This is a genomic window from Microbacterium sp. gxy059, from assembly GCF_050958665.1.
Taxonomy (GTDB): domain Bacteria; phylum Actinomycetota; class Actinomycetes; order Actinomycetales; family Microbacteriaceae; genus Microbacterium.
On record NZ_JAMXWT010000003.1, the window covers coordinates 43,101 to 65,363 of the forward strand.

A 22,263-nucleotide genomic window follows, 5' to 3' on the forward strand; every position below is an offset into this window, starting at 1 on the left:
AGATCGTGGGTTCGCTCGGGTCTCTCAGACGACGAGCGCGAACCGGTGCTCGCCGCAGGGCGGGGCCCTCCGCCGCGGGTGGCGGCGAAGGGCTCCCGCCCCGTTCGGATGGTCGCTCAGCCCTCGGCGTTCGCGAGCACCCGTCGGCGGATGACGAGCAGTCCCGCGCCGAGCGCCATCACGACGCCGGCGACGAGGAGCGACGTTCCGGCGGTGCTGCCGCCCGTGGGGGCGAGGCCCTTGTCCGCCGGGGAGCGGTCGCCCGCCCCGGCGCCGCCGCGGTCGCCGCCCTCGGAGGCGCCGGTGTCCTCACCGGCGTCCCCGGAGCCGTCCGCGGCGGCGCCGGCGTCCTCTGCCGTCTCGCCCGCGCCCGGCGCGTCGTCGGCCTCGGCGGCCAGCACCTCGAACGTCGAGCTGAAGACGAGGTCTCCGGAGTCGAAGACCACCGTGTGCTCGCCCGTCTCGAAGTCCGCGGGGACCGACCAGACAGCGGTCGCGATGCCGTCGTCACCGGCGATCGACTGCTCGGGCAGGGTGATCGGGTCGGAGTGGATCGTGACGTCGAACGCCGTGCCGGTCTCGACCGGGCCGACGGAGAAGACGACGTCGTCGCCCTGGGTGACCGACGCGACGGCGTTGCCATCGGCGTCCTGGATCACGACGGGCTGCTCCTCCGGCTCGCCGTCCTCGGCCCCTCCCTCATCGGTCGCGTCCGCGGCGGAGTCGTCGGTCGCTCCCTCATCCGTCGCGTCCGCGCCGGAGTCGTCACCCGCATCGTCCGCAGAACCCTCGTCGGTCGCGTCATCCGTCGCGTCATCGGCAGAGCCCTCATCCGCCGCATCCGCGCCGGAGTCGTCGCCCGCGTCATCCGCAGAGCCCTCGTCCGCCGCATCCGCGCCGGAGTCGTCACCCGCATCGTCCGCAGCGCCCTCATCGGTCGCGTCGTCCGCGGCACCGTCATCCGTCGCGTCCGCGCCGGAGTCGTCGCCCGCGTCATCGGCAGAGCCCTCGTCCGTCGCGTCGGCGCCGGAGTCGTCGGCGGTCTCGTCGTCGCCCGGGAAGAGCGCCGTCCAGTCGATCTCGACGTCGGCGCGCGCGTAGAGGTTCGCCTCGGTCGGGAACGAACGCGACGGCCACGAGATGACCTCGTACTCCGTGCCCTCGACGAGCTCCTCCGCCGGAACCGAGAGCACGTCGCTGACCGTGCCGTCCTCGGCGACCGTCGCCGAGATCGCGGTGTCCGTGTCGCTCACCTCGCCGAGGTCGACGCCCTTCTCCACCAAGGTGAAGTAGGCGTGCGGCTCGGTCTGTCCGGGCAGGGCCGACACGTCGTCGTAGCCCGAGCCCTCGATCGCGATGTCGACGCGCTCGTTCGGGACCTCGGTCGCCTCGGCCGTGAAGCTCGGCGTCGCCGGCTCCGGCTCGGCCGCGGCGAACGCGAGGCTCGCCTTCGCGTCCTGGACGCGGTTCGCCGGCGCCGTGTGGTTCGCCGCGGTGAAGACCGCGGTCGCGCCGTCCAGCTCGCGCACCCCGAACTCGAGCTCGAAGGATCCGTCCGCGTCGAACGTGACGCGGCTCTCGTCGGTCTCGGTCGACGGGTAGACGACCTTCGCGCCGTCGCGGCACGTGAGCGCGTGGCTCCAGAGGTCGGCGGGCAGATCGATGTCGGCGCAGAGGAAGACGTAGATGGCCTGGGCCGGGTCGTATCCGGTGCCGCTCACGGTCACCGTGTCGCCGGCCGGGTCGAGGTCGCTGTCCGGGGTCGCCGCGAGCTGCGGGTCGTAGCTCGGCTCCTCGACGGGGAAGAGCGCCGCCCAGTCGATCTCGACGTCGGCGCGCGCGTAGAGGTTCGCCTCGGTCGGGAACGAACGCGACGGCCAGGAGATGACCTCGTACGCCGTGCCCTCCGTCAGCTCCTCCGCAGGCACGGACAGCACGTCGCTGACGGTGCCGTCGGGCTGGACCGAGGCGGAGATCGCCGTGTCGGTATCGCTGATCTCCGAGAGGTCCGCGTCCTTCTCCACGAGCGTGAAGTAGGCGTGGGGCTCCGTCTGACCGGGGAGCTGCTTCACGTCCCCGAACCCCGTGCCCTCGATCGCGATGTCGATGCGCTCGTTCGCGACCTCCGTCACGTCGGTCGTGAAGCTCGGCGTCTCCGCGGCCTGGGCGGCCGTCGGGGCGACGATCGCGCCGCCGAGCGCCAGTGCCACCGCGGACACGAGGCCCGCGATCCGCTTTCCGCGCTGCGATCCGCGCCCGCGTGCGGGCGGCGCAGCCACTGCTGTCTCTGCCATGTGATTCCGTGATTCCTTCGCAGGTAGAATCAGCGTGGCCGCGTGGCCCCGCTGTTTTCAGGCGCGCCGAAGGCGCGTGTCAGCCTGAGGCCGGCGGCCGGGAGCGGGCGCTGCTTCTTGGTAGGGAGGGGCGCTCGCTCCGTCTCGTCCGGCGGGTCTCCCCGCCGTCCGGACTCAGACGGCGGTGCTCCGTCTCGATCCGCGGGCACACGGCTCGCCGAACGATAAGGAACACCTAACTAAGGCGAGCCTAAGGCACGATCGTCGATCTGGCAACCGCGGAGATCCGCGGGATCCCGGGGATCGCGGGGCGTCGTATGCTGTCGGCCATGCCCCACTCCTTCCCCTCCGACGTCGTCGAGGCCGTGCTGCGCCACATGAACGACGACCACCGCGACGACAACATCCTCATCGTGCGCGCGTTCGCCGAGCCCTCCGCGACGGAGGCCGCGATGACCGGATTCGACGGCGACGGAGGCGACTGGCGCCTCGCCCGCGCCGACGGCTCGACGGCCGAGGTGCGGATCCCGTGGCCGGGCGGATCGATCGCGGAGCGACCCGCCGTGCGCCGCGAGGTCGTGGCGCTCTACGACGCCGCCTGCGCGCGTCTCGGCGTGGAGCCCAGGCCCCACTGACCGCGCGCCGCTCCGCTTGGCATCAGGTTAGGTGCGCCTTACACTGAGCGCCATGAGCAATGTGACGCCCCTCTCCGCCGCCATCCGCGCCCGATCGCGCGACGCGCACTCCTCGAGCGAGGGCGCCGACTTCATGTCGTCGCTGCTGAAGGGCGAGCGCACGCGCGACGACTACATCTCGCTCGTCGCCCAGCACTACTTCATCTACCGGGCGCTCGAGGGCGCCGCCGGGCGCATGCGCCGCGACCCCGTCGCCTCGCGGTTCATCAGCGACAAGCTCACCCGCCTTCCGGCGCTCGAGGCCGACCTCGCGTTCCTCATCGGAGACGACTGGCGCGACCGCATCGCGCCGCTGCCCGCGACCGCGCGCTACGTCGCCCGGATCGAGCAGGTCGGCGCGACCTGGGCGGGCGGGTTCGTCGCGCACCACTACACGCGCTACCTCGGCGACCTCTCCGGCGGCATCCACATCGGCAAGGTGATCCGGCGCCAGTTCGGCTTCGAGACGAACGGCATCGGGTTCTACCTCTTCGGCGACATCGCCGATCCGGCGGCGTTCAAGGACGTCTACCGCGACGAGCTCGACGCCGCGCCGTGGGACGACGCGGAGAAGGAGCGCGTCATCGACGAGGTGCTCCTCGCCTACCGGTTCAACACCGAGGTGTTCGAGGAGCTCGCGGCCGAACTCGACGCGCGCACCGCCTGAGCCTCAGCGCGCCGACTCGACGAGCGAGAACTCGACCGCGTCGGGCAGGCACCGATCCTCGGAGTGCTCGAACGCGACGCCGTCGTCGCCGCGCGTCGTCCGGCGCACCCGCACGAGCGGGGAGCGGCGGGCGACGTCCAGCAGCTCGGCGTCGACGGGGTCCGCTCCCACCGCTCCGATGCGCAGCTCGGCGTGCGCCACGCGGATCCCGAGCCGCGCCTCCAGCTCGGCCATGACCGAGGGGGTGTCGGGCGGCAGGCTCTCGAGGGTCCCCGCGAGGCGGGGCGGGTAGGTGGTCCGCTCGACGAGCACGGGGCGGTCGTCGAGCGCGCGCAGCCGCTCGACCCGGAACACCGGCGAGCGCAGCGGCACCCCGAGACCGCTCGCCTCGTGCGTCGTCGCCCGCCCGCGGGCCGAGCGGATCATCCGGCCCGACGGCACGTGCCCCGTCGCCCGCGCCCACTGCGCGAACGACATCATGCTGTCGAGGCGCTGAGGCTGGATGCACTCGTGCACGACCCAGCGGGCGCCGACCCGGCTGAGCGTGCCCTCCTCCGCCACGACCGTCTCGAGCGCGTGCCGCGCCGTGCCCCGCGCGACGCCGTGCTCCGCGGCGAGCCCCGTCGCCGTCAGCGCGTCGCCCGACCTCAGCTCGCCGTCGCGGATCCGCCGTGAGATCTCGCGCGCGATGTGCTCGTACCGCGGCACCGTGACGTCTCGGCTCATGAGGCCATCACACGACCGCAAGATGACGCGCCGGTGAACGACGCCGACAGATCGCGGCCCTCTCGCTCTCGTCGTCGGCAGGGATCCGCGGGAATCCGGGCGACGGATCCCCTCCTCTGTCACTGCGCGCCGAATGACAGTCGAGGTCGCCGGAAGTTCTCCTGGGCGAGGGGCGGCGGGGCCGGGCGGCGACCTCGCCGGCGCGAGCATCCTGATCGGCATCGGCGCGCTCGGTCTCGGCGGGCTGACGCTGCTGCTCGCCAGGCGACGCGCGGCACGACGCTGACGCGCGGATCGGGCGCCTCCCTCCCCTGCTCGAGGGGAGGGAGGCGCCCGATCCTGCCGTTTCCGCGCGAACGGCAGTCATCGTCTCCGTCTGTTCGCCCGCCGGAGACGTCATCGGGCCGGGCGGTTCACCGCGCCTGGCTAGCGTCGGGGGTGCTCTCGGGCCGGCTGTCGCGCCCGCGCACTCCCCCACGAAAGGACGCCATGACTCCCCCTCGCACGAGACGAACGGCTCTCACCGGCCTCGGCGGCTTCGCGATCGCGGCCGCCCTCGTCGCCGCGCCCCTCGCCCCCGGCGCCGCGTTCGGCATCGCCCCCGCCGCGGCCGACGTGCAGGCCGGATCGTCGCTCACGGCGAACGGCGACGTCTTCGCCGCGGGCGATACGCTGACCCTCTCCTACGCGACCGACGCGCCGCTCGAGCTCAACTGGATCGGCATCTACCCCGCCGACCGCGAGCCGGGCGACCAGCCCTCGATCGTGTGGCAGTACGCGCCCGACGCGTCGGGCACCGCGGAGTTCGCGCTCGACCTGCCCGCCGGCGACTACGCGGCGTGGTTCCTCGCCGACGACGGCTACGAGCCCCTCGCCGACCCCGTGCTCTTCTCGATCGAGGCCGACGCCGCCGCGCCGCAGCCGGGCGACCCGAACGCCCCCGTCGAGATCTCCCCCATCGAGACGACGCTCGAGACCGACGACGTCATCTCGCGCACGCCCTTCGACGCGGAGGGCGCCGACGGCTGGCAGGTGACGGTCGACGACGAGGCGACCGGCGAGGGATCCGACGCGTACCGCGGCTGGTCGTTCGTCGACCGCGCCTCCTGGACCGCCGACGTCGACCAGATGCGCGGCCGGTTCGGACGCACCGCGGGCGCGTTCGCGGTCGCCGACGCGCAGCAGTTCGGCGACGCGCTCTCGACGACCCTCGAGGGCGCCCCTGTCGACGTGTCGGGCCTCGCCCAGGTGCGGCTCTCGTTCGACAGCCACTACCGTGGCGCTCCGGGGCAGTCCGGATCCGTGTCGGTGCGCTTCGACGACGGCGACGAGCAGGAGCTGCTGCGCCTCGATGCCGAGAGCGTCGACGGCGACGAGGACGTGCGCGAGTTCAACGCCGCGCACGACCTGACGGCCGACGTGCCGGAGGGCGCCGAGACCGCGACCTTCTCGTGGACGTTCGAGGCGTCAGATGCCGCCCGCTACTGGGCGATCGACTCGGTCGCCGTGCATCGCGTGCTGCTCGACGCCGACGAGGCGCCGACGCAGGCCTGGGTCATGAGCGACATCCAGGGGCATCCTCAGGACTGGCAGCACGCCATCGGCGACTACGGCGAGCTCGCCCCCGACGCCGACGCCATGATCATCGTCGGCGACCACGTCAACACCGGCGCCGCGTGGGAGTGGGACGAGATGTACGACGTGATGGCGGCGACCGAGGGCGAGCGCCCGCGCCAGACCATCTCGACGATCGGCAACCACGAGCGCTACGCCCTGGGCGGCTTCGAGGCCAACCGGCAGCGCTTCCTCGACTTCGCCGAGCGCGACCGCGTGTGGGACGAGTACGTCGTCGAGGGCCCCTCGGGCGACGTGCCCGTCATCGCGCTGGGCCAGGAGTTCGCGGGCCCCTCGGACGTGCCGATGAGCGACGCGCAGGTCGAGTTCCTCGAAGAGCGCCTGGCCTACTGGACCGAGCAGGACAAGCAGGTCATGGTGCTCACGCACTTCCCGCTCGGCGACACGGTGTCGGCCTCGTGGATCCCCTGGTACCACGACCACCACATGATGAACGACCGGCTCACGACGATCCTCGGCAACTACCCGAACGCCGTCGTGTTCTCGGGGCACACCCACTACCCGGCGGAGGACGGCGACTGGGCCGTGCAGCGCCGCACCGAGGGCGGACACCCCGACGGCTTCTGGGCCGTGAACACGCTCGCGATGCACGTGGGCTGGCAGGCCGTCGGCGAGGACTCGACCTCGCCCCAGGAGATCACGATCGGCGACGTGAACATGGGCCTCACCGTCGACGCCTACGACGACCGCATGGTCGTGAGGGCGTACGACTTCTTCGACGACGAGCAGCTGCGCGAGGTCACGATCCCCAACCCGCTCGTGGAGTCCGCCGTCGCCCTCGCACCCGAGCCGGAGGAGCCGGGCGAGGACGCGGAGGAGAACGGCGAGGGCACTGAGGAGAGCGGATCCGAGGATCCCGGCGAGGACGCGGGAGCCGAAGACGCCGACGAGAACGCCGAGGCCGGCGCCGAGGACGCAGGAGCCGACGAGTCCGGGGAGGCGGGCGCCGAGGACGCGGGAGAGAGCGCCGCGGACGCGGAGGAGAGCGGATCCGAGGACGCCTCGGACGACAGCACCGCCGAGGCCGGTGCCGAGGATGCCGCCGACGCGGGCGACGGATCCGCCGAAGCCGGCACCGAGGACGCGGGTGCCGAGGCGAGCGACTCCGCCGAGAGCGCCGACCCGGAAGACAGCGCCGCGGGCGCGGAGGGATCCGCGGGCTCGGCCGATGACGCAGGCGACTCGGATGAGTCCGACGACCGCGGCGACCTGCAGGCGACGGGCGGCGACATGACCGGCGCGGTCGTGTGGGGCGGCATCGCCGCGCTCGCGCTCGGCGGCGGCGCGCTGCTGATCGCGGGGCGGCGCACGGCGCGCGGCTGACCCGATCCGACGAGGGCGCATCCTGCGGGGTGCGCCCTCGTCGCGTGCGGGCGGGGCTCTCCCTCGGCCGAGAGATCCCCCGCCGGCGGCCGCGGGACGCGATCCGTCCCGTCGATGCGCGATCTCGCGCCGGCGACGGGCGTGACATCATGACGCCATGTCGTTCCGCACCCCGCCCGCTCCCGTCACCCTGTCCGGCCGCCTCGTCACGCTCGAGCCGCTGAGCCGCGATCACGCGGCGGGCCTCGCCGAGGCCGCCTCGGAGGACGACATCCACGAGCGCGCCTGGTACACGTCGATCCCCCACCCGGACCGCGTGGGCGAGGAGATCGACCGGCGCCTCGAGCTGCTCGAGAAGGGCGAGATGGTGCCGTTCGCGGCGATCGACCGCGCCGGCCGCGTGCTGGGGATGACGAGCTACTACGACCTCGTGCCCGTCGTGCCGCGGCTGCACATCGGGTTCACCTGGAACCGTCCGTCGGCGCACGGCACGGGGACGAACGCCGAGTCCAAGCTCCTGCTGCTGCGCCACGCGTTCGACGAGCTCGGGGCCTACCTCGTCGGGTTCACGACCCAGTGGGTCAACCACCAGTCCCGGGCCGCGATCGAGCGGCTGGGAGCGAAGCAGGACGGCGTGCTGCGCGCCCGCACGCGCTACCGCAACGGCGCCCTGCGCGACAGCGTCGAGTACTCGGTCATCGAGCCCGAGTGGCCCGCCGTGCGCGCGACGCTGGAGGCGCGGCTCGCCCGCCGCTGACGCCCCGGCCCCTCCCGGCTCGGCCGGCTCGACGCACCCTGCTCGCGAGCGGCGCAGACATTCGCGAGTGGCGCAGATATCCACCCGCATATCTGCGCCACTCGCGAGAATGTGCGCCACTCGCGAGAATGTGCGCCACTCGCGAGCAAGGGGCCCGGCACAACGAGCAACGAGACCGGCACAGCGAGGGGGCAGGGGGCCGGAGATCCGCTCCGATGTCTCCTGCGCGCCCGACGGCGAGACTCAGGCGAGGAAGTCGGCGATCAGACCGTTCACGAGCTCCGGGCGCTCGCGGTTCGACCAGTGGCCCGCGCCCTCGATGAGCTCGTAGCGGGCGTCCGGAACGGCGTCTGCCGCGGCACGGGACCGCGCGGGCGGAACGCCCGCGTCCCTGCTCCCCTGGATGATGAGCACGGGGCACCGGATCTCGTGCAGCCGCGGGCGCAGGTCGACCTTCATCCGCCGGAAGCCGATGGATCCGTTCTGCCAGTCGGACGATCCGGATCCGCCGGCGAGCACGTCCGCGTGGTATTCGTCGACGATCGCGTCGAAGTCGTCGACCGGCCCTCCGAAGAGCCCCCGTCGGGCGAACCACGCGCACGCCGCGCGGCTGCGGAACACCCACGACGTCAGCGTGCGGTTCAGGAACCGCGACTTCGCCGTCAGCCAGAGCATCTGGTGCACGACGGGAGGAAAGGAGAGGATGCCAGCGGGCGCCAGCGCGACGACCCTCTCGACCCGCTCGGGATGCTCGATCGCGTATGCGAGGGCGAGCGCGCCGCCCTGCGAGAGGCCGACGAGGGCGACGCGATCCAGCTCGAAGCGATCGAGCACGGTGCTGATGATCCGCAGCATCCGCTCGTGGTCGGCGAGGCCGTCCCACGGCACGGATCCGCCCTGCTTCGGCCAGTCGAGCGCGAACACGCGATGCGATTCGGCAAGCGCCGGGATGGCCCTCCGCCAGCTCAGCGAGATGTTGTCGTTGCCCGCGCCGCTCAGGAGCAGCACGGGGGATCCCTCGTCTCCACGGGTGATCACCCGCAGGGATCCCTCCGGCTGCGGGATCCGGACGGACTCGCCGAGGTCGGCGGCGGGGTCTCTCGTCGGCTTCATGGCCTCGCCCTCGTTCGTCTCGGCGGTCGCGGGGAGCGCGCGTCTCCCTCCGCGACCAGTGTGTTCCGTCCGAAGGCGATGCGCCACCCCGCGGGCCGCTCAGGCGGCACAGCAGGGGCGCGCGAACCGCGTCCGCGGGTCGAGCGCCCGTCGACGCCCCGCCCTCACCAGCCCCGCGTCGGCGTGGGGCCGGGGAGGCGGTCGAGGATGCGGCCGCTGAGCCGCTCGAGCATCTCGGCCTCCCCCGGCTCGAGCGCGTCGGCGAAGAGCTCGCGCACCGCGCGCAGGTGGTCGCCGGTCGCGCCGTGGATCTCGGCGAAGCCCTCGTCGGTGACCTCCACCTCGACGCCCGCGCGCGACGGATCGGAGATGCGGCGGACGAGCCCGCGCTTCTCCATCCGGGTGAGGTGATGCGACAGACGCGAGTACGACCACTGGAGGTGCAGCATCAGGTCCTTCAGCGCCGCCCGACGCCGCGGGAGCGGGGCGACGGAGGAGAGCACGTCGTAGTCCTGCATCGAGAGCTCGCTCGTCACGGCCAGCCGCCGCGCGAGCTGCGCGTCGATCTGCCGTGACATGAGCCGCAGCGCCTTCCAGGCGCGCAGGTCCTGTTCGCCGAGCCGCGTCCGGTCCTCGTCCATGCCGACAGACTACGGTCACTTGACACATCAAGTCAAGGGAGCGATGCTGGGTGCCGCATCCACGTCGCCGAGGGCCGCCACCGGCCCGACGGATCGGAGGAGAGATCATGAACGCCATCTGGGCGCCCGCCGGCACCCCGTCTCCCTGCGGCCCCGGCGTCGCACCGTCCCCCACGGCGACGACACTCGCCCGGCGCATCGCCCGGCGCATCGGATCGCTGCTGCTGCGCTGGGGATGCCGCCCGCAGCGCATGCTGTCGCACGAGGAGATCGAGCGGATCAGGCTGGCCGAGCGGACCCGCGCCGACTACGAGCTCACGACCCTCCGCGCTTGCTTCCCGACGCACACCATGCGATGACGGGGCGGGGTGTCGAGCCGGGCGCGACGACGACAGACCGTCGCCTCGGGGCGAAGGGCCACGCGATCAGGGATCGCTGACGTGCCGTCCGCCGCCCCGTCGACCCCGTACCAGCGAGAGATCACTGCGAGCGGCCTGCTCGCCCCACTCACCCCTCCGAGGCGGGCCCTCGCGCGGCGACCCGGCCCGCGGCTTTCTGGCCGCGGTCGTGAACGTGCAGGGGATCCTGTCCCGCCATTCGGGGCCGAACTCCCACGAGCCGTCGATCGGCGTCGTCAGCTCGGAGAAGCGCCACGGGAGCGTCTTACCCTCGTCGAAGCGCTCCCGCACGAGCCCGGCCGCGAGAAGGGATCCGATGATCTCCGAGAGCGCGTGCGGCCACTCGTAGCTGCGAGTGTGCGCGGTGACGCCCTCGCCCGCGTACGTGGATCCGTCGTTCCAGGTCTGGGCCCGGCCGTTGGCGAAGTAGCGGTACCCCACCACGGGCGCGTCCGCGTTCTCGTCCAGCGCGAGGAGGGCGGGGTGTCCTGGCCCTCCGGCATCGGGGCCGCGTCCCTCTCGTTCATGTCGTGCGCTCCTCGCGGGTCTCGGTCTCATGATGCCGCGGCGAGCGCGCCCGGCCGACGGATGCCGTGCCGTTCTCCGGCGAGAGCCGCCCGGCGGTCGCGAGAACCGCGGATCCCCAGACCAGCCATCCGCCGTAGACGAGCAGGCCGGTCGCGGCCCCGGCGGGATCCCGCGCGACGGCCCACAGCCCGGATGCGCCGAGGGCGACGAGGAGGAAGCCGCCGACGAGAGCGGCGGGGCGCGCCCAGGCGGGGGCCGGGCGGCTCCACCAGCGCGTCGCGACGGCGAGGGCCGGGGCCGCGGCGAGCGAGATCGCGACGGTCGCGAAGAACGTCGCGTCGACGACGCCGACCGTGTCGGGCGGCGCGGCGATGTCGACGCCGAGCGCCCAGAGCACCTTCAGCGCCGGGTAGACGAGCGACGCCGCGACGCCGACGAGCGGCACCCACTCGGGGACCGGGATGCGCGCGTCGCTCCGGGGCCGCAGAGGGCCCGGGACGAACCACAGGCTCGCCAGCGCGACCGCGGCGCCGACCGAGACGAGCGCGGAGACCGGGTCGACCGGGAACGGGATCGCGCCGACGGTCCTCAGCAGGTGCAGCACGAGCAGCGTGCACGCGGTCGGCAGCAGCAGGGCCGTCGCGATCAGCAGCCCGGCGTATCGCGGCCCCGTCGTGCGCGCGAACCGGCCGAACATGACGGCCACGACGACCCCGGCCAGCACGAACCCGCTCGGAGAGCCGTCTGCGACATAGCCCGCGGCCGGATGCAGCAGCGCGACGACGCCGGCCGCGGCGCCGAGGCCGAGCGACGCCCCGCGCAGAAGGGACGCGCGGGTCATCGTGCCGCCGCTTCCTCATGCGAGCGCGTCTCGCGCTCCTCCGCCGCGCCGCGGTGCAGCGCGTACCCCCACGCCGCGAGGGCGAGCATCGGGCCCCAGAGCCAGAACGGGAAGAGCACCGCGGTGAGCGGCACGGCGAGCGCCAGCTCCTGCGTGCGGGCGAGCAGCAGCGAGTCGAGGCCCGCCGTGGTGAAGAGGATCGCGACGATCGACGCGGGGATCACGGCGAACGGCACGGGAACCGGGCGGCCGCCGACGCGCCCGAACCAGCGCGGCAGGCGCTCGCCCCACGGCAGGATGAGCCCGAGCGTCAGGATCCCGCCGGTGAGCATCGCCGCGCCCAGGATCATCCCGGTGGTGAACGCCAGCGTGTCGTCGGCGTAGTCGGCGGGGTCTCCGGCGAGCCGCCACGGGGTCAGCCAGCTCAGCCGCGCCACGACGTACGGCAGCGCACAGCACGCGGCGACGATGGTGATCGGGATCCGGCGCCGGAGCACGAACCGTGCGAAAGGCCCGGGCGCGCGCCGCACCAGCAGGACGCCGATGAGGATCCACACGCCGGAGAGCAGGAGCATCGCCAGCGGCGTCGCGTAGCGCACGGGATCCGCGAGCACCGCGCCCCCGAACTGCCGGTACTGGGCGGTCATCGGCGTCGGGCCGACGAGCAGGAGGACGGCCGCCGCGACGGCGACGAGGGCGACGAGCACCCGCGCGACCCGCGTGCGGGCCGCGATCACGAGGAGCGCGAGGATCCCGAACGGCAGGCCGTGCGCGAGCGTGTACCCGGAGATCGCCAGGCCGTTCAGCCCGATCAGGCCGATCGCGCCGAGCGCGCCGGAGGTCACGGCGATCACGCCCATCGGAGCGGTCGGGCGACGGCCGGAGAACAGCGCGATCAGCCCGATCGCCGATGCGGCGGCGCTGACCGCAGCCTGCAGCAGGACGGCGGCGATCCGGGCGCCGCCCGCGTCGCCGAAGAGGTGATGGATCGGCGCGGGGTTCGGGTCCGCGGCGTATGGGCTGAGCTCCGGGGCGACCAGCCACACGAGGCTCGCGGAGAGCACGACGACGGCGAGCGCCGTTCCGGCCCAGAGCAGCGGACGGATCCGCGCGGCCGTCGGGGAGGAGGTCGTGATGTTCATGCCGCCCACTCTCGCGACCGGGGCGCCGGCGATCATCGCCCTCGGGGGCGAGAGCGGCTCACCCGAACGGGTGGTCTTCGTCGTCGACAGGATGCTCGCCCGGCTGCACGAGACCGTTCTCGTACGCCCAGATCACGACCTGGACCCGGTCGGCGAGGCCGAGCCCCGCGAGCACCGCCTTCACGTGCGTCTTCACCGTGTTGTCGGTGAGGAACAGCGTCGCGCCGATCTCGGCGTTGGACGCCCCGCGCGCGAGCAGCGCGAACACCTCCCGCTCGCGCGGAGTGAGCGCGTCGAGGAGCCCCTCCGGCGGCAGCACCTGCCGACGCACGTGCGCGAGGAGCGACGCCGCGACGCCGCGGCGCGCGGCGCGATCGCCGCATCCCCCGCGGCGACGCGGCACACCGCGTCGCACAGGTCTGCCGGCCGCGTGTCCTTCGTGAGGAAGCCGCTGGCGCCGCCGCGGACGCCCGCGAACACGTACTCGTCGACGTCGAACGTCGTGAGGATCAGCACGCGCGTCGCCGGGCTGACGCGCAGCACCTCCGCGGAGACACGGTGACGGCTCGTCGCCGACGTCACCCGTCGACCTCGGGGATGAGAACGGTGGCGAGGCTGACGCGGCGCTGCCCCTGCCTGCGCTCCTGCAGATAGGGAGTGAGGACCTCCATGAGGTCTGCCTGGAGCTTCTCGAGATCCTGATCGTCGAGGTAGAGCGGGGCGCGCGTGAACCCCAGGAGCCCGCGCGCCTCGTCGGGCGCGTGGTCGAGGATCCGTTCGAAGTCGTTCGAGAGCCCGCCGAGGAACAGGGCGAACGCCGAGCGAAGCCGCACGTCGTCCATGGCCTGGAGCTCGTCCCGCCCCACGTGCGCCATGCGCTCGCCCAGCGCGAGCGTGCGCTCGACGGCGCCGCGGACGCTCCGCTCGTCGACGACGGCGAGCACGTCCGCATCGAGCAGCGCGGCCACGTGCCGGTAGAGCGTGGCCTGCGTGACCTCCGGCAGCGCCTCGCGCAGCTGGGCCGTCGTCATGCGGCGGCCGCCGAGCTGCTGGATGATCTTCAAGCGCACCGGGTGGAGGACGACGTCGGCGATCGGCGTCTCTTCTGCCATGCTCTTCCCCAACCATTCTCATGCTGATAACATTCTCACGACGACACCGGTATTCAACCAGAGGTGAGAACGATGACGCAGACGACCATCGGAGCCCACGGCGTGGACATCCTCTTTCCGGGATGGGAGGCCGCGATGGCCGGCCGGCGCGTCGTCCACGTGCCGACCCACGCGATCCTCTCCGCTCGGGTCGAACCCGGCTGGACCTCCGAGATCCTGGGCATGCGCTCGGGCCTGGTCGTCTCCGGATACCGCAAGCTCGGCACCTTCACCCACCCCTCCGGCGTGCGCCGGCTGGTCTCGATGAAGCGCGGCATGCCGCTGCTCCGGATCCGCACGGTGCGGGACGAGACCGGGTTCGACGAGATCCTGCTCAGCACCGAGGACGCCGACGACATCGCCCGCCGGCTCGACGGAAGCCGCGCACGGTGAGCGCGCCGATCGAGGTCCGGCACCTCGCCAAGCGCTTCGGCGCCGTCGACGCGGTGCGGGACGCGACGTTCGTCGCGTCGCCCGGGCGGGTGACCGGGTTCCTCGGCCCGAACGGCGCGGGGAAGTCGACGACCCTGCGGATGCTGCTCGGCCTGACGCGACCCTCCGGCGGCACGGCGCTCATCCACGGGAGGCCCTATCGGAGCCTCCGCCGGCCGGCCCGCGTCGTGGGCGCGGTGGTCGACATCGCCGGAGCGCACCCGCGGATGACCGCCCGCCAGCACCTGCGCACCTGCAGCGCGCTCTCCGGCCTCTCCCCCGCCTGCGCCGACAGGGCGCTCGAGATGACGGCGTCGGCGGCGTTCGCGGATCGTCGCGTCGGCGCCTTCTCGACCGGGATGCGCCAGCGCCTGTCGCTCGCGACCGCCCTGCTCGGCGATCCGGAGATCCTCGTGCTCGACGAGCCTTCGAACGGCCTGGATCCCGCCGGGGTCGCCTGGCTGAGGGGGTTCCTGCGAGACTTCGCCGCCTCCGGGCGCACCGTCCTGCTCTCCAGCCACCTGCTCGGCGAGGTCGAGCAGGTCGCGGACGACGTCGTGCTCATCGACCGGGGAGCCGTGGTCCAGGCGGGAGCGCTCTCCGAGATCGCCTCGGACGGCGACTCGCTCGAAGACGCATTCCTCCGCGCCACGCGGGAAGGAGCGCGGGGGTGACCCTCGTCCGCGGTGAGATCGCGCGGATGCTCAGCCTCCGCCTCGCCACCTGGACCCTCCTCCTCGCGGCGGGCTGCGGTGCCCTGCTGACCGGCGCCATCGCGCTCATCGGCCCGGAGAACGCGACGCCGCCGCTCCCCGCCCTCGACACCGTCGAGGGCGTCGAGATCGTGCTCGGCCTGCCCTCGGTGCTGCTGTTCGTGCCGGCGCTCATCGGCACCGTCGCCGTCACGTCCGAGTATCGGCACCGCACGATCGGCACGACGTTCCTCGCCGAGCCGAGACGCGGGCGCGTCCTCGGCGCGAAGCTCGTCGTCTACACGATGCTGGGCCTGGCGTATGGGGTCGTCGCCTCGGCCGCCTCCGGGGCGGCGCTGGTCGCCGCGGCGGCCGCGCGCGGCGTCGCGCTGCCCGTCCCCGCCGGGGCGATCATGCTGCCGCTGCTGCAGCTCGCCCTCGCCGCCGCGGTGTACATGGTGATCGGGGTGAGCATCGGGGCGCTCGCCCGCAGCCCGCTCGTGGCGGTCGCCATCGTGCTCGGATACTTCTACCTCCTGGAGTTCCTGCTCATGATGATCCCGGGCGTCAACTCCCTCTACCCCGTCCTCCCGGGCGGCGCGACGGCCTCGCTGACGAGCTTCTCGTTCCTCGCGGACACGATGGCGGAGCAGACGTCCCTCGGCGCCGCCGCGCTCGTGTCGCCGGCGATGGGGGCGGCGATCCTGGTCGCCTATGCGGCGGTCGCCGGGATCCTGGCGGTGGCCGTGCCGCTGCGCCGCGATCTCAGGTGAGGGGCGGGCGCAGGGACGCGCTACCGCTCGCGAGACGACTCCCGGTAGGCGCGCGGAGCGCAGCCGAGCACCTTCCGGAAGTCGGCGGTGAGATGGGCGTGATCCGCGTAGCCGAGCTCGGCGGCGACAGACGCGATGCTCAATGAGGGCTCCTCGCGCAGCCGCTGCGCCGCCTCCTGCAGACGATAGCGGCGGATGATCGCGAGGGGCGCGAGATCGACACGCCGACGCGCCAGGCGCTGCACACCGCGCATCGAGACGCCCAGTCTCTGCGCGAGCTGGTCGACGCGGACGATGGACCGGTCGGACGAGATGATCTCCTCCATCGCGTTGGCCAGCAGCCCGTCCTCATCCGGCGGGACGAGACGCCCGGAGATCCACTCCGCGAACGCGGCGAGCGCGCGATCCCGGCCCGTCATCCCGCCTTCGGACGGCATCGCGGCCGCCCGCATCGCGGTCGCCACCGCGTCATGCAGCTCGGGAGCGGCGAAAGGCACCTCGTCGTCCGCGATCGTGCGCGGGTCGGGCTGGAGGCGGGCGATGCCCGCCGGTCGGAGCAGCGCCCCGACCGCCCATCCTCTTCCGCGCAGATCCCGGTGCGATGCCCCGGTGGTCGGCCCGCTCAGCGTGACTCCTGCCTGCTGGACGACCAGGTTGGAGGCGGGAAACGGCAGCAGCTCCTGCCGCGATGTGCGCCCGGGCGGAAGATCCCACTGCGGCACCCAGAACCAGCGGACCACGGCGCGCAGGTCGTCGCGCGCAGGCTCACGATGAAAGGACGGCAGCCGGGTCGGATAGAGGACGCCACGGCCATCGGTGCGCTCGGCCACTGCGTCCTCCTGTTCACGCGACGTCGTCGCGAATCTTCAAGACGGCGTCTCCGGGGCGTCCATACGCTCCGAGCATGAACGCACAGAGCACACCCCGAACCGGCCTCTCAGGCGCGCACACCACCGATGGCGTCCCGCACGGCTCGACCAGTCTGACCCCGTTCCTGGCGCTCAGCGGCGCCGCGGATGCCATCGGATTCTCCCGTTCGGTCTTCGGGGCCCGGCTGGTCGATGCCACCGAGATCGACGGGGTCGTGGTCCACGCCGAGCTGGACTTCGGACGCGGCAGGATGCAGCTCGGCGAGCCGAGTGCGGCCTACGGACTCGTGCCTGCCCCCGCGGGAGAGGAGGTCTGCTACTCGATCGGCCTGTACTGCGCCGACGTCGACGCGACCGTCGAGCGGGCCGAGGATGCCGGGGCATCCGTTCGCGAGGCGGCGAGCACGTTCGTCTCCGGTGACCGCTTCGCCTCCATCCGCGACCCGTTCGGCGTGCGCTGGACGATCATGTCTCGCGTCGAAGACCTCTCCGAGGCCGAGAGCGCCGAGCGGGCGGCGGCATGGGCCGCGGAACAGGAGCAGGCGAGCGCGCAGTGACGTCGCGCGATCACGGATGCGCGCTCCGGACCGCCCGCCGCGGCACCCTCGCCTGTCTCGCCGCGGCAGCGGGTGACCCGGCTCCTCGCCGTCACACGCGCTCGTACTCCGCGAGCAACACGCCGGAGTCGAAGGCCCGCACGCCCGTGGGCTTCCACGCGGCGGGCGCGTACTCGCGCGCTCCGAACAGGGGGATCCCGCTGCCCAGCGTCACGGGTTGGATCTTCAGCGCGAGCCGGTCGATCTCGTCGGCGAGCGTCGACGCGAGCGCGCCGCCGCCGCACAGCCAGATACCCTCACCCTCCTCCCGCTTCAGGGCGCGGACCGTCTCGACCGGGTCGCCGTCGACGAACTGCACGCCCTCGCTCCCGCTCGGAGCCTCGTGCGTGCGGGTGAAGACGATCTGGCGCAGGTGCTGGTAGGGATCCGGCAGGTCGGGGAGGCCGACCGCGTAGGTGTTCCACCCCATCAGCACGGTGTCGAACGGCCCATCCGCGACGGGGAGGCCCGCCGCCTCGGCCAGCTGCGTCGGGGCGGTGCCGCGATACCGATCCCAGATCGGCCCCGCGTGGTCCCCCTCGACGAGGAATCGGTCGAACTCGTCGTTCGGACCGGCGATGCACCCGTCGAGGCTGACGGCGACAAAGTAGGTGAGCTCTCGCATCATCTCTCCAATCACAACAGGTGAAGTGGTTCGAAACTACAACAGGTGCCGTGGTTTCGCTAGCCTCCTGTCATGGTCAGGAACGATTCGCGCCGCAACGCGCTGGCCGACGCCGGCATCGCCGTGCTCGCGCGCGAGGGAGCCCGGGGGCTCACCCATCGCGCCGTCGACGCGGAGGCGGGGGTGCCGACGGGCACGACGTCGAACTACTTCCGCAGCCGCGACGCCCTGCTCACGGGGCTCGTCGAGCGGATCGGCGCGCGCCTCGGGCCGACGCCGCAGGACCTGGCCCGGCGCGCCGAGCAGCAGCCCGGCCGCGACCTGTTCGCCGACTACATGCGCGACATCGTCCGACGCCTCTCCGCGGAGCCCGACGCCACCCGGGCCCTCTTCGAGCTGCGGCTCGACTCCGCCCGCCGCCCCGAGCTCCGCGCGCTGCTCGAGCCGTGGCTGCGCGCCGCCTTCGACGGCGATCTCGCCTTCAACCAGGCCGCCGGACTGCCCGGCGGGCGCCGGGAGATCGCGCTGTTCCACTACGCGATCGAGGGGCTGCTCTTCGACCGCCTGACCACGTCGATCGCCCCCGACATCCCGACCGACGAGGTGGTCGACGCCCTCGTCGCCGGCCTGCTGCCGGAGGAGTGAGGGCAGGGGCGGCCACTCCCCCTCCGAAGGACAGGAACGCGGCACCCCCTCAGTTCGATGCCCTTCAGCATCGACCGGAAGACACGAAAGAGGCCCGGGCCTGCAGGAATCTGCAGGCCCGGGCCTCTCATCGAGACGTCAGCGACTCAGAAGTCCCAGTCGTCGTCCTCTGTGGCCTCGGCCTTGCCGATGACGTAGCTGGAGCCGGATCCCGAGAAGAAGTCGTGGTTCTCGTCGGCGTTCGGCGACAGCGACGACAGGATCGCCGGGTTCACGTCGGTGACGCTGGCGGGGAACATCGCCTCATAGCCCAGGTTCATGAGGGCCTTGTTGGCGTTGTAGTGCAGGAACTTCTTGACGTCCTCGGTGAGGCCGACGGCGTCGTAGAGGTCCTGCGTGTACTGCACCTCGTTGTCGTAGAGCTCGTAGAGCAGCGAGAACGTGTAGTCCTTCAGCTCGTCGCGCTTCGCCTGGTCGACGAGCTCGAGCCCCTTCTGGAACTTGTAGCCGATGTAGTACCCGTGCACGGCCTCGTCGCGGATGATGAGGCGGATGAGGTCGGCCGTGTTCGTCAGCTTCGCGTGGCTCGACCAGTACATCGGCAGGTAGAAGCCCGAGTAGAACAGGAAGCTCTCGAGCAGCGTCGAGGCCACCTTGCGCTTCAGCGGGTCGTCGCCGCGGTAGTAGTCCATGATGATCCGCGCCTTCTTCTGCAGGCTCTCGTTCTCGAGAGACCAGCGGAAGGCGGCATCGATCTCGGGCGTCGAGCTCAGCGTCGAGAAGATCGACGAGTAGCTCTTCGCGTGCACCGACTCCATGAAGGCGATGTTCGTGTACACCGCCTCCTCGTGCGGGGTGAGCGCGTCGGGGATGAGCGACACGGCGCCCACGGTTCCCTGGATCGTGTCGAGCAGGGTCAGGCCCGTGAACACGCGCATCGTGAGCGTCTGCTCGTCGGGCGTCAGCGTGTTCCACGACTGGATGTCGTTCGACAGCGGCACCTTCTCGGGCAGCCAGAAGTTGCTCGTGAGGCGGTTCCACACCTCGACGTCCTTGTCGTCGTCGATGCGGTTCCAGTTGATGGCCTGGACGTGATCCAGGAGCTGCAGCTTCTCAGTCATCGCTTTCCTTCATGAAATCCCTGTCCAACCGGTCAGAGCGTGCAGCTGACGCAGCCCTCGACCTCGGTGCCCTCGAGCGCCATCTGGCGCAGGCGGATGTAGTAGATCGTCTTGATGCCCTTGCGCCACGCGTAGATCTGCGCGCGGTTGATGTCGCGCGTCGTCGCCGTGTCGGGGAAGAAGAGCGTCAGCGACAGCCCCTGGTCGACGTGCTGGGTCGCGGCGGCGTACGTGTCGATGACCTTCTCGTAGCCGATCTCGTACGCGTCCTGGTAGTACTCCAGGTTGTCGTTCGACATGAACGGCGCCGGGTAGTAGACGCGGCCGAGCTTGCCCTCCTTGCGGATCTCGATCTTCGACGCGATCGGGTGGATCGAACTCGTCGAGTTGTTGATGTACGAGATGGATCCGGTGGGCGGCACCGCCTGCAGGTTCTGGTTGTACAGGCCGTGCTCCTGGACCTCGGCCTTCAGCGCGGCCCAGTCGTCCTGCGTCGGGATGCGGTGCTCCGCGAACAGCTCGCGGACGCGCGCGGTCTTCGGCGCCCACTCCTGGTCGGTGTACTTGTCGAAGAACTCCCCCGACGCGTACGCCGAGTCGGCGAAGCCCTCGAACGTCTCGCCGCGCTCCTTCGCGATCTCGTTCGACGCGCGCAGCGCGTGGAAGAGCACCGTGTAGAAGTAGATGTTCGTGAAGTCGATGCCCTCTTCTGAGCCGTAGAAGATGCGCTCGCGCGACAGGTAGCCGTGCAGGTTCATCTGCCCGAGGCCGATCGCGTGCGACTTGTCGTTGCCGTCCTCGACGGAGCGCACCGACGAGATGTGGCTCTGGTCGCTCACCGCGGTGAGCGCGCGGATCGACGTCTCGACCGTGCGGCCGAAGTCGGGCGAGTCCATCGCGAGGGCGATGTTCAGCGAGCCGAGGTTGCAGCTGATGTCCTTGCCGATCTGGTCGTACGACAGGTCGACGTTGAGCGTGGTCGGGGTGTTGACCTGCAGGATCTCGCTGCAGAGGTTCGACATGTTGATCCGGCCCTTGATGGGGTTGGCCCGGTTCACCGTGTCCTCGAACATGACGTACGGGTAGCCCGACTCGAACTGGATCTCGGCGAGCGTCTGGAAGAACTTGCGCGCGTTGATCTTCGTCTTCTTGATGCGCGGGTCGTCGACCATCTCGCGGTACTTCTCGGTGACGGAGATGTCGCCGAAGGGCAGACCGTAGACGCGCTCGACGTCGTACGGCGAGAACAGGTACATGTCCTCGTCGTTCTTCGCGAGCTCGAAGGTGATGTCGGGGATCACGACGCCCAGCGACAGCGTCTTGATGCGGATCTTCTCGTCGGCGTTCTCGCGCTTCGTGTCGAGGAACCGCATGATGTCGGGGTGGTGCGCCGAGAGGTACACGGCGCCCGCGCCCTGGCGCGCGCCGAGCTGGTTCGCGTAGCTGAACGAGTCCTCGAGCAGCTTCATGACGGGCAGGATGCCGCTCGACTGGTTCTCGATCTGCTTGATCGGGGCGCCCGCCTCGCGGATGTTCGACAGCAGCAGCGCCACGCCGCCGCCGCGCTTCGACAGCTGCAGCGCCGAGTTGATGCCGCGCGCGATCGACTCCATGTTGTCCTCGATGCGCAGCAGGAAGCAGCTGACGAGCTCGCCGCGCTGCGCCTTGCCGGCGTTGAGGAACGTCGGCGTCGCCGGCTGGAAGCGCCCGGAGAGGATCTCGTCGACGATCTTCCAGGCGAGGTCCTCGTCGCCGTCGGCGAGCGCGAGGCCCGTCATGACGACGCGGTCCTCGAAGCGCTCGAGGTAGCGCTTGCCGTCGAACGTCTTGAGCGTGTAGCTCGTGTAGTACTTGAACGCGCCGAGGAAGGTCTCGAAGCGGAACTTCTTGCCGTAGGCGAAGTCGTTGAGGCGCTCGATGAACGAGAAGTCGTACTTCTCGATGACGGCGCCCTCGTAGTACTCCTTCTCGACGAGGTAGTCGAGGCGCTCGCGCAGCGAGTGGAAGAAGACCGTGTTCTGGTTGACGTGCTGCAGGAAGTACTCGCGCGCCGCCCGCTTGTCGGCGTCGAACTGGATGTTGCCGTCGGCGTCATACAGGTTCAGCATCGCGTTGAGGGCGTGATAATCGAGGCCCTCGAACGCGGGGTTGTGCTTGAAATCCTGCTGCGTCGTCACTGCTGCTTCCACCATGCGTCCAATCCGTGGCTCACACGCGCCACGTCGTCAGGAGTGCCGAACAGTTCCACCCGATCCAAGTGCGGCACCCTGCACTTGCGGCTGATGATGTCTCCGGCCAGGCAGTAGGCCTCGCCGAAGTTGGTGTTTCCGGTGGAGATGACCCCGCGGATCCCTCTCCTGTTGCGTTCGTCGTTGAGGAAGCGGATGACCTGCTTGGGCACCGCCCCCTGCCCGTTGCCTCCGCCGTAGGTCGGGACGACGAGCACGTACGGCTCGTCGATCTCGAGCGGCTCGTCCTGACGGCGCAGCGGGATCCGCGCGGAGCGGACCCCCGATGCGCGCTCGAGCTTCTCGACGAAGCGCGCCGTGTTGCCGGACACGCTCGAGAAGAAGACGACGAGAGGCTCCTGCCCGTCTGCGCGCATCGGCCCCGCCGAAGC

25 protein-coding genes are annotated in these 22,263 nt (G+C 71.5%); 11 read left to right on the forward strand and 14 right to left on the reverse strand.

Going from position 1 to position 22,263, the window contains the following annotated elements; all coding sequences use genetic code 11:
• Positions 1-116 precede the first annotated feature (116 nt).
• Entirely contained in the window at positions 117-2,294 is a 2,178-nt protein-coding gene (locus NHL53_RS03135; protein ID WP_433775058.1) for a hypothetical protein, read from the reverse strand.
• Positions 2,295-2,623: 329 nt separating this feature from the next.
• Between NHL53_RS03135 and NHL53_RS03140 the strand changes: the two genes are divergently transcribed.
• A complete protein-coding gene (locus NHL53_RS03140; protein WP_433775060.1) occupies positions 2,624-2,929 on the forward strand; it encodes a DUF2470 domain-containing protein in 306 nt (101 codons plus the stop codon).
• Between the two features lie 52 nt (positions 2,930-2,981).
• On the forward strand, positions 2,982-3,635 hold the full coding sequence (locus NHL53_RS03145; protein ID WP_433775062.1) for a heme oxygenase (biliverdin-producing): 654 nt from the start codon (positions 2,982-2,984) through the stop codon (positions 3,633-3,635).
• 3 nt (positions 3,636-3,638) lie between these two features.
• On the opposite strand, the gene NHL53_RS03150 is transcribed toward NHL53_RS03145, so the two are convergent.
• The gene (locus NHL53_RS03150; protein WP_433775064.1) at positions 3,639-4,361 is read right to left on the reverse strand and encodes a GntR family transcriptional regulator; all 723 of its coding nucleotides are present in this window, start codon (positions 4,359-4,361) and stop codon (positions 3,639-3,641) included.
• Between the two features lie 133 nt (positions 4,362-4,494).
• On the opposite strand from NHL53_RS03150, the gene NHL53_RS03155 reads away from it, so the two are divergent.
• The 3 genes from NHL53_RS03155 (at position 4,495) to NHL53_RS03165 (ending at position 8,076) form a co-directional block, all read left to right on the forward strand.
• Positions 4,495-4,647: a hypothetical protein gene (locus NHL53_RS03155; protein WP_433775066.1), complete on the forward strand. Its 153-nt coding sequence runs from the start codon at positions 4,495-4,497 to the stop codon at positions 4,645-4,647.
• A 203-nt stretch (positions 4,648-4,850) separates the two neighbouring features.
• On the forward strand, positions 4,851-7,319 hold the full coding sequence (locus NHL53_RS03160; protein WP_433775068.1) for a DUF4073 domain-containing protein: 2,469 nt from the start codon (positions 4,851-4,853) through the stop codon (positions 7,317-7,319).
• Positions 7,320-7,476: 157 nt separating this feature from the next.
• Positions 7,477-8,076 (forward strand): GNAT family N-acetyltransferase, encoded by a 600-nt coding sequence (locus tag NHL53_RS03165; protein ID WP_433775071.1) that lies wholly within the window; start codon positions 7,477-7,479, stop codon positions 8,074-8,076.
• A 243-nt stretch (positions 8,077-8,319) separates the two neighbouring features.
• Here NHL53_RS03165 and NHL53_RS03170 read toward each other — a convergent pair whose 3' ends face one another.
• Together NHL53_RS03170 and NHL53_RS03175 are read right to left on the reverse strand one after the other, a co-directional pair.
• Positions 8,320-9,189 (reverse strand): alpha/beta fold hydrolase, encoded by an 870-nt coding sequence (locus NHL53_RS03170; RefSeq protein ID WP_433775073.1) that lies wholly within the window; start codon positions 9,187-9,189, stop codon positions 8,320-8,322.
• A 164-nt stretch (positions 9,190-9,353) separates the two neighbouring features.
• Positions 9,354-9,830 carry a MarR family winged helix-turn-helix transcriptional regulator gene (locus NHL53_RS03175; protein ID WP_433775075.1) on the reverse strand — a complete coding sequence of 159 codons (477 nt, stop codon included), beginning with the start codon at positions 9,828-9,830 and terminating at the stop codon, positions 9,354-9,356.
• A 107-nt stretch (positions 9,831-9,937) separates the two neighbouring features.
• Between NHL53_RS03175 and NHL53_RS03180 the strand changes: the two genes are divergently transcribed.
• A complete protein-coding gene (locus tag NHL53_RS03180; protein WP_433775077.1) occupies positions 9,938-10,189 on the forward strand; it encodes a hypothetical protein in 252 nt (83 codons plus the stop codon).
• Positions 10,190-10,255: 66 nt separating this feature from the next.
• Here the strand turns inward: NHL53_RS03180 and NHL53_RS03185 are convergent, their stop codons facing one another.
• The 5 genes from NHL53_RS03185 to NHL53_RS03205 form a co-directional block, all read right to left on the reverse strand.
• The gene (locus NHL53_RS03185) at positions 10,256-10,672 is read right to left on the reverse strand and encodes a hypothetical protein (RefSeq protein ID WP_433775079.1); all 417 of its coding nucleotides are present in this window, start codon (positions 10,670-10,672) and stop codon (positions 10,256-10,258) included.
• A 79-nt stretch (positions 10,673-10,751) separates the two neighbouring features.
• The gene (locus tag NHL53_RS03190; RefSeq protein WP_433775081.1) at positions 10,752-11,597 is read right to left on the reverse strand and encodes a hypothetical protein; all 846 of its coding nucleotides are present in this window, start codon (positions 11,595-11,597) and stop codon (positions 10,752-10,754) included.
• On the reverse strand, positions 11,594-12,739 hold the full coding sequence (locus NHL53_RS03195) for a hypothetical protein (protein WP_433775083.1): 1,146 nt from the start codon (positions 12,737-12,739) through the stop codon (positions 11,594-11,596). The genes NHL53_RS03190 and NHL53_RS03195 overlap by 4 nt, the downstream gene beginning before the upstream one ends.
• A gap of 58 nt (positions 12,740-12,797) precedes the next feature.
• Complete coding sequence (locus tag NHL53_RS03200) at positions 12,798-13,142, reverse strand: helix-turn-helix domain-containing protein (RefSeq protein WP_433775085.1); 345 nt, start codon at positions 13,140-13,142, stop codon at positions 12,798-12,800.
• Positions 13,143-13,317: 175 nt separating this feature from the next.
• Entirely contained in the window at positions 13,318-13,851 is a 534-nt protein-coding gene (locus NHL53_RS03205) for a helix-turn-helix domain-containing protein (RefSeq protein WP_433775087.1), read from the reverse strand.
• A gap of 72 nt (positions 13,852-13,923) precedes the next feature.
• Here NHL53_RS03205 and NHL53_RS03210 point away from each other — a divergent pair, with 72 nt between their 5' ends.
• The 3 genes from NHL53_RS03210 to NHL53_RS03220 are packed head-to-tail and all read left to right on the forward strand — an operon-like array spanning position 13,924 to position 15,787.
• On the forward strand, positions 13,924-14,283 hold the full coding sequence (locus tag NHL53_RS03210) for a hypothetical protein (protein WP_433775089.1): 360 nt from the start codon (positions 13,924-13,926) through the stop codon (positions 14,281-14,283).
• Positions 14,280-14,996 (forward strand): ABC transporter ATP-binding protein, encoded by a 717-nt coding sequence (locus NHL53_RS03215; protein WP_433775091.1) that lies wholly within the window; start codon positions 14,280-14,282, stop codon positions 14,994-14,996. Before NHL53_RS03210 ends, NHL53_RS03215 begins: the two co-directional genes overlap by 4 nt.
• Positions 14,993-15,787 carry an ABC transporter permease gene (locus NHL53_RS03220; RefSeq protein WP_433775093.1) on the forward strand — a complete coding sequence of 265 codons (795 nt, stop codon included), beginning with the start codon at positions 14,993-14,995 and terminating at the stop codon, positions 15,785-15,787. Before NHL53_RS03215 ends, NHL53_RS03220 begins: the two co-directional genes overlap by 4 nt.
• 20 nt (positions 15,788-15,807) lie before the next feature.
• Here NHL53_RS03220 and NHL53_RS03225 read toward each other — a convergent pair whose 3' ends face one another.
• Positions 15,808-16,617: a helix-turn-helix domain-containing protein gene (locus NHL53_RS03225; RefSeq protein ID WP_433775095.1), complete on the reverse strand. Its 810-nt coding sequence runs from the start codon at positions 16,615-16,617 to the stop codon at positions 15,808-15,810.
• Positions 16,618-16,691: 74 nt separating this feature from the next.
• Here NHL53_RS03225 and NHL53_RS03230 point away from each other — a divergent pair, with 74 nt between their 5' ends.
• Positions 16,692-17,213, forward strand: a complete 522-nt coding sequence (locus NHL53_RS03230; protein WP_433775097.1) for a VOC family protein — start codon at positions 16,692-16,694, stop codon at positions 17,211-17,213.
• Positions 17,214-17,304: 91 nt separating this feature from the next.
• Here NHL53_RS03230 and NHL53_RS03235 read toward each other — a convergent pair whose 3' ends face one another.
• The gene (locus NHL53_RS03235; protein WP_433775099.1) at positions 17,305-17,880 is read right to left on the reverse strand and encodes a dihydrofolate reductase family protein; all 576 of its coding nucleotides are present in this window, start codon (positions 17,878-17,880) and stop codon (positions 17,305-17,307) included.
• A 69-nt stretch (positions 17,881-17,949) separates the two neighbouring features.
• Here NHL53_RS03235 and NHL53_RS03240 point away from each other — a divergent pair, with 69 nt between their 5' ends.
• Entirely contained in the window at positions 17,950-18,522 is a 573-nt protein-coding gene (locus tag NHL53_RS03240; RefSeq protein WP_433775101.1) for a TetR/AcrR family transcriptional regulator, read from the forward strand.
• Between the two features lie 146 nt (positions 18,523-18,668).
• Here NHL53_RS03240 and nrdF read toward each other — a convergent pair whose 3' ends face one another.
• From nrdF to nrdI, 3 genes are read right to left on the reverse strand one after another with little or no spacing between them, the layout of a single operon-like run.
• Positions 18,669-19,643, reverse strand: coding sequence for a class 1b ribonucleoside-diphosphate reductase subunit beta (gene nrdF, locus NHL53_RS03245; RefSeq protein ID WP_433775104.1), 975 nt, complete (start codon positions 19,641-19,643; stop codon positions 18,669-18,671).
• A gap of 32 nt (positions 19,644-19,675) precedes the next feature.
• The gene (gene nrdE, locus NHL53_RS03250; protein ID WP_433775106.1) at positions 19,676-21,835 is read right to left on the reverse strand and encodes a class 1b ribonucleoside-diphosphate reductase subunit alpha; all 2,160 of its coding nucleotides are present in this window, start codon (positions 21,833-21,835) and stop codon (positions 19,676-19,678) included.
• Complete coding sequence (nrdI, locus tag NHL53_RS03255) at positions 21,817-22,248, reverse strand: class Ib ribonucleoside-diphosphate reductase assembly flavoprotein NrdI (protein ID WP_433775315.1); 432 nt, start codon at positions 22,246-22,248, stop codon at positions 21,817-21,819. Before nrdI ends, nrdE begins: the two co-directional genes overlap by 19 nt.
• Positions 22,249-22,263: the final 15 nt, after the last annotated feature.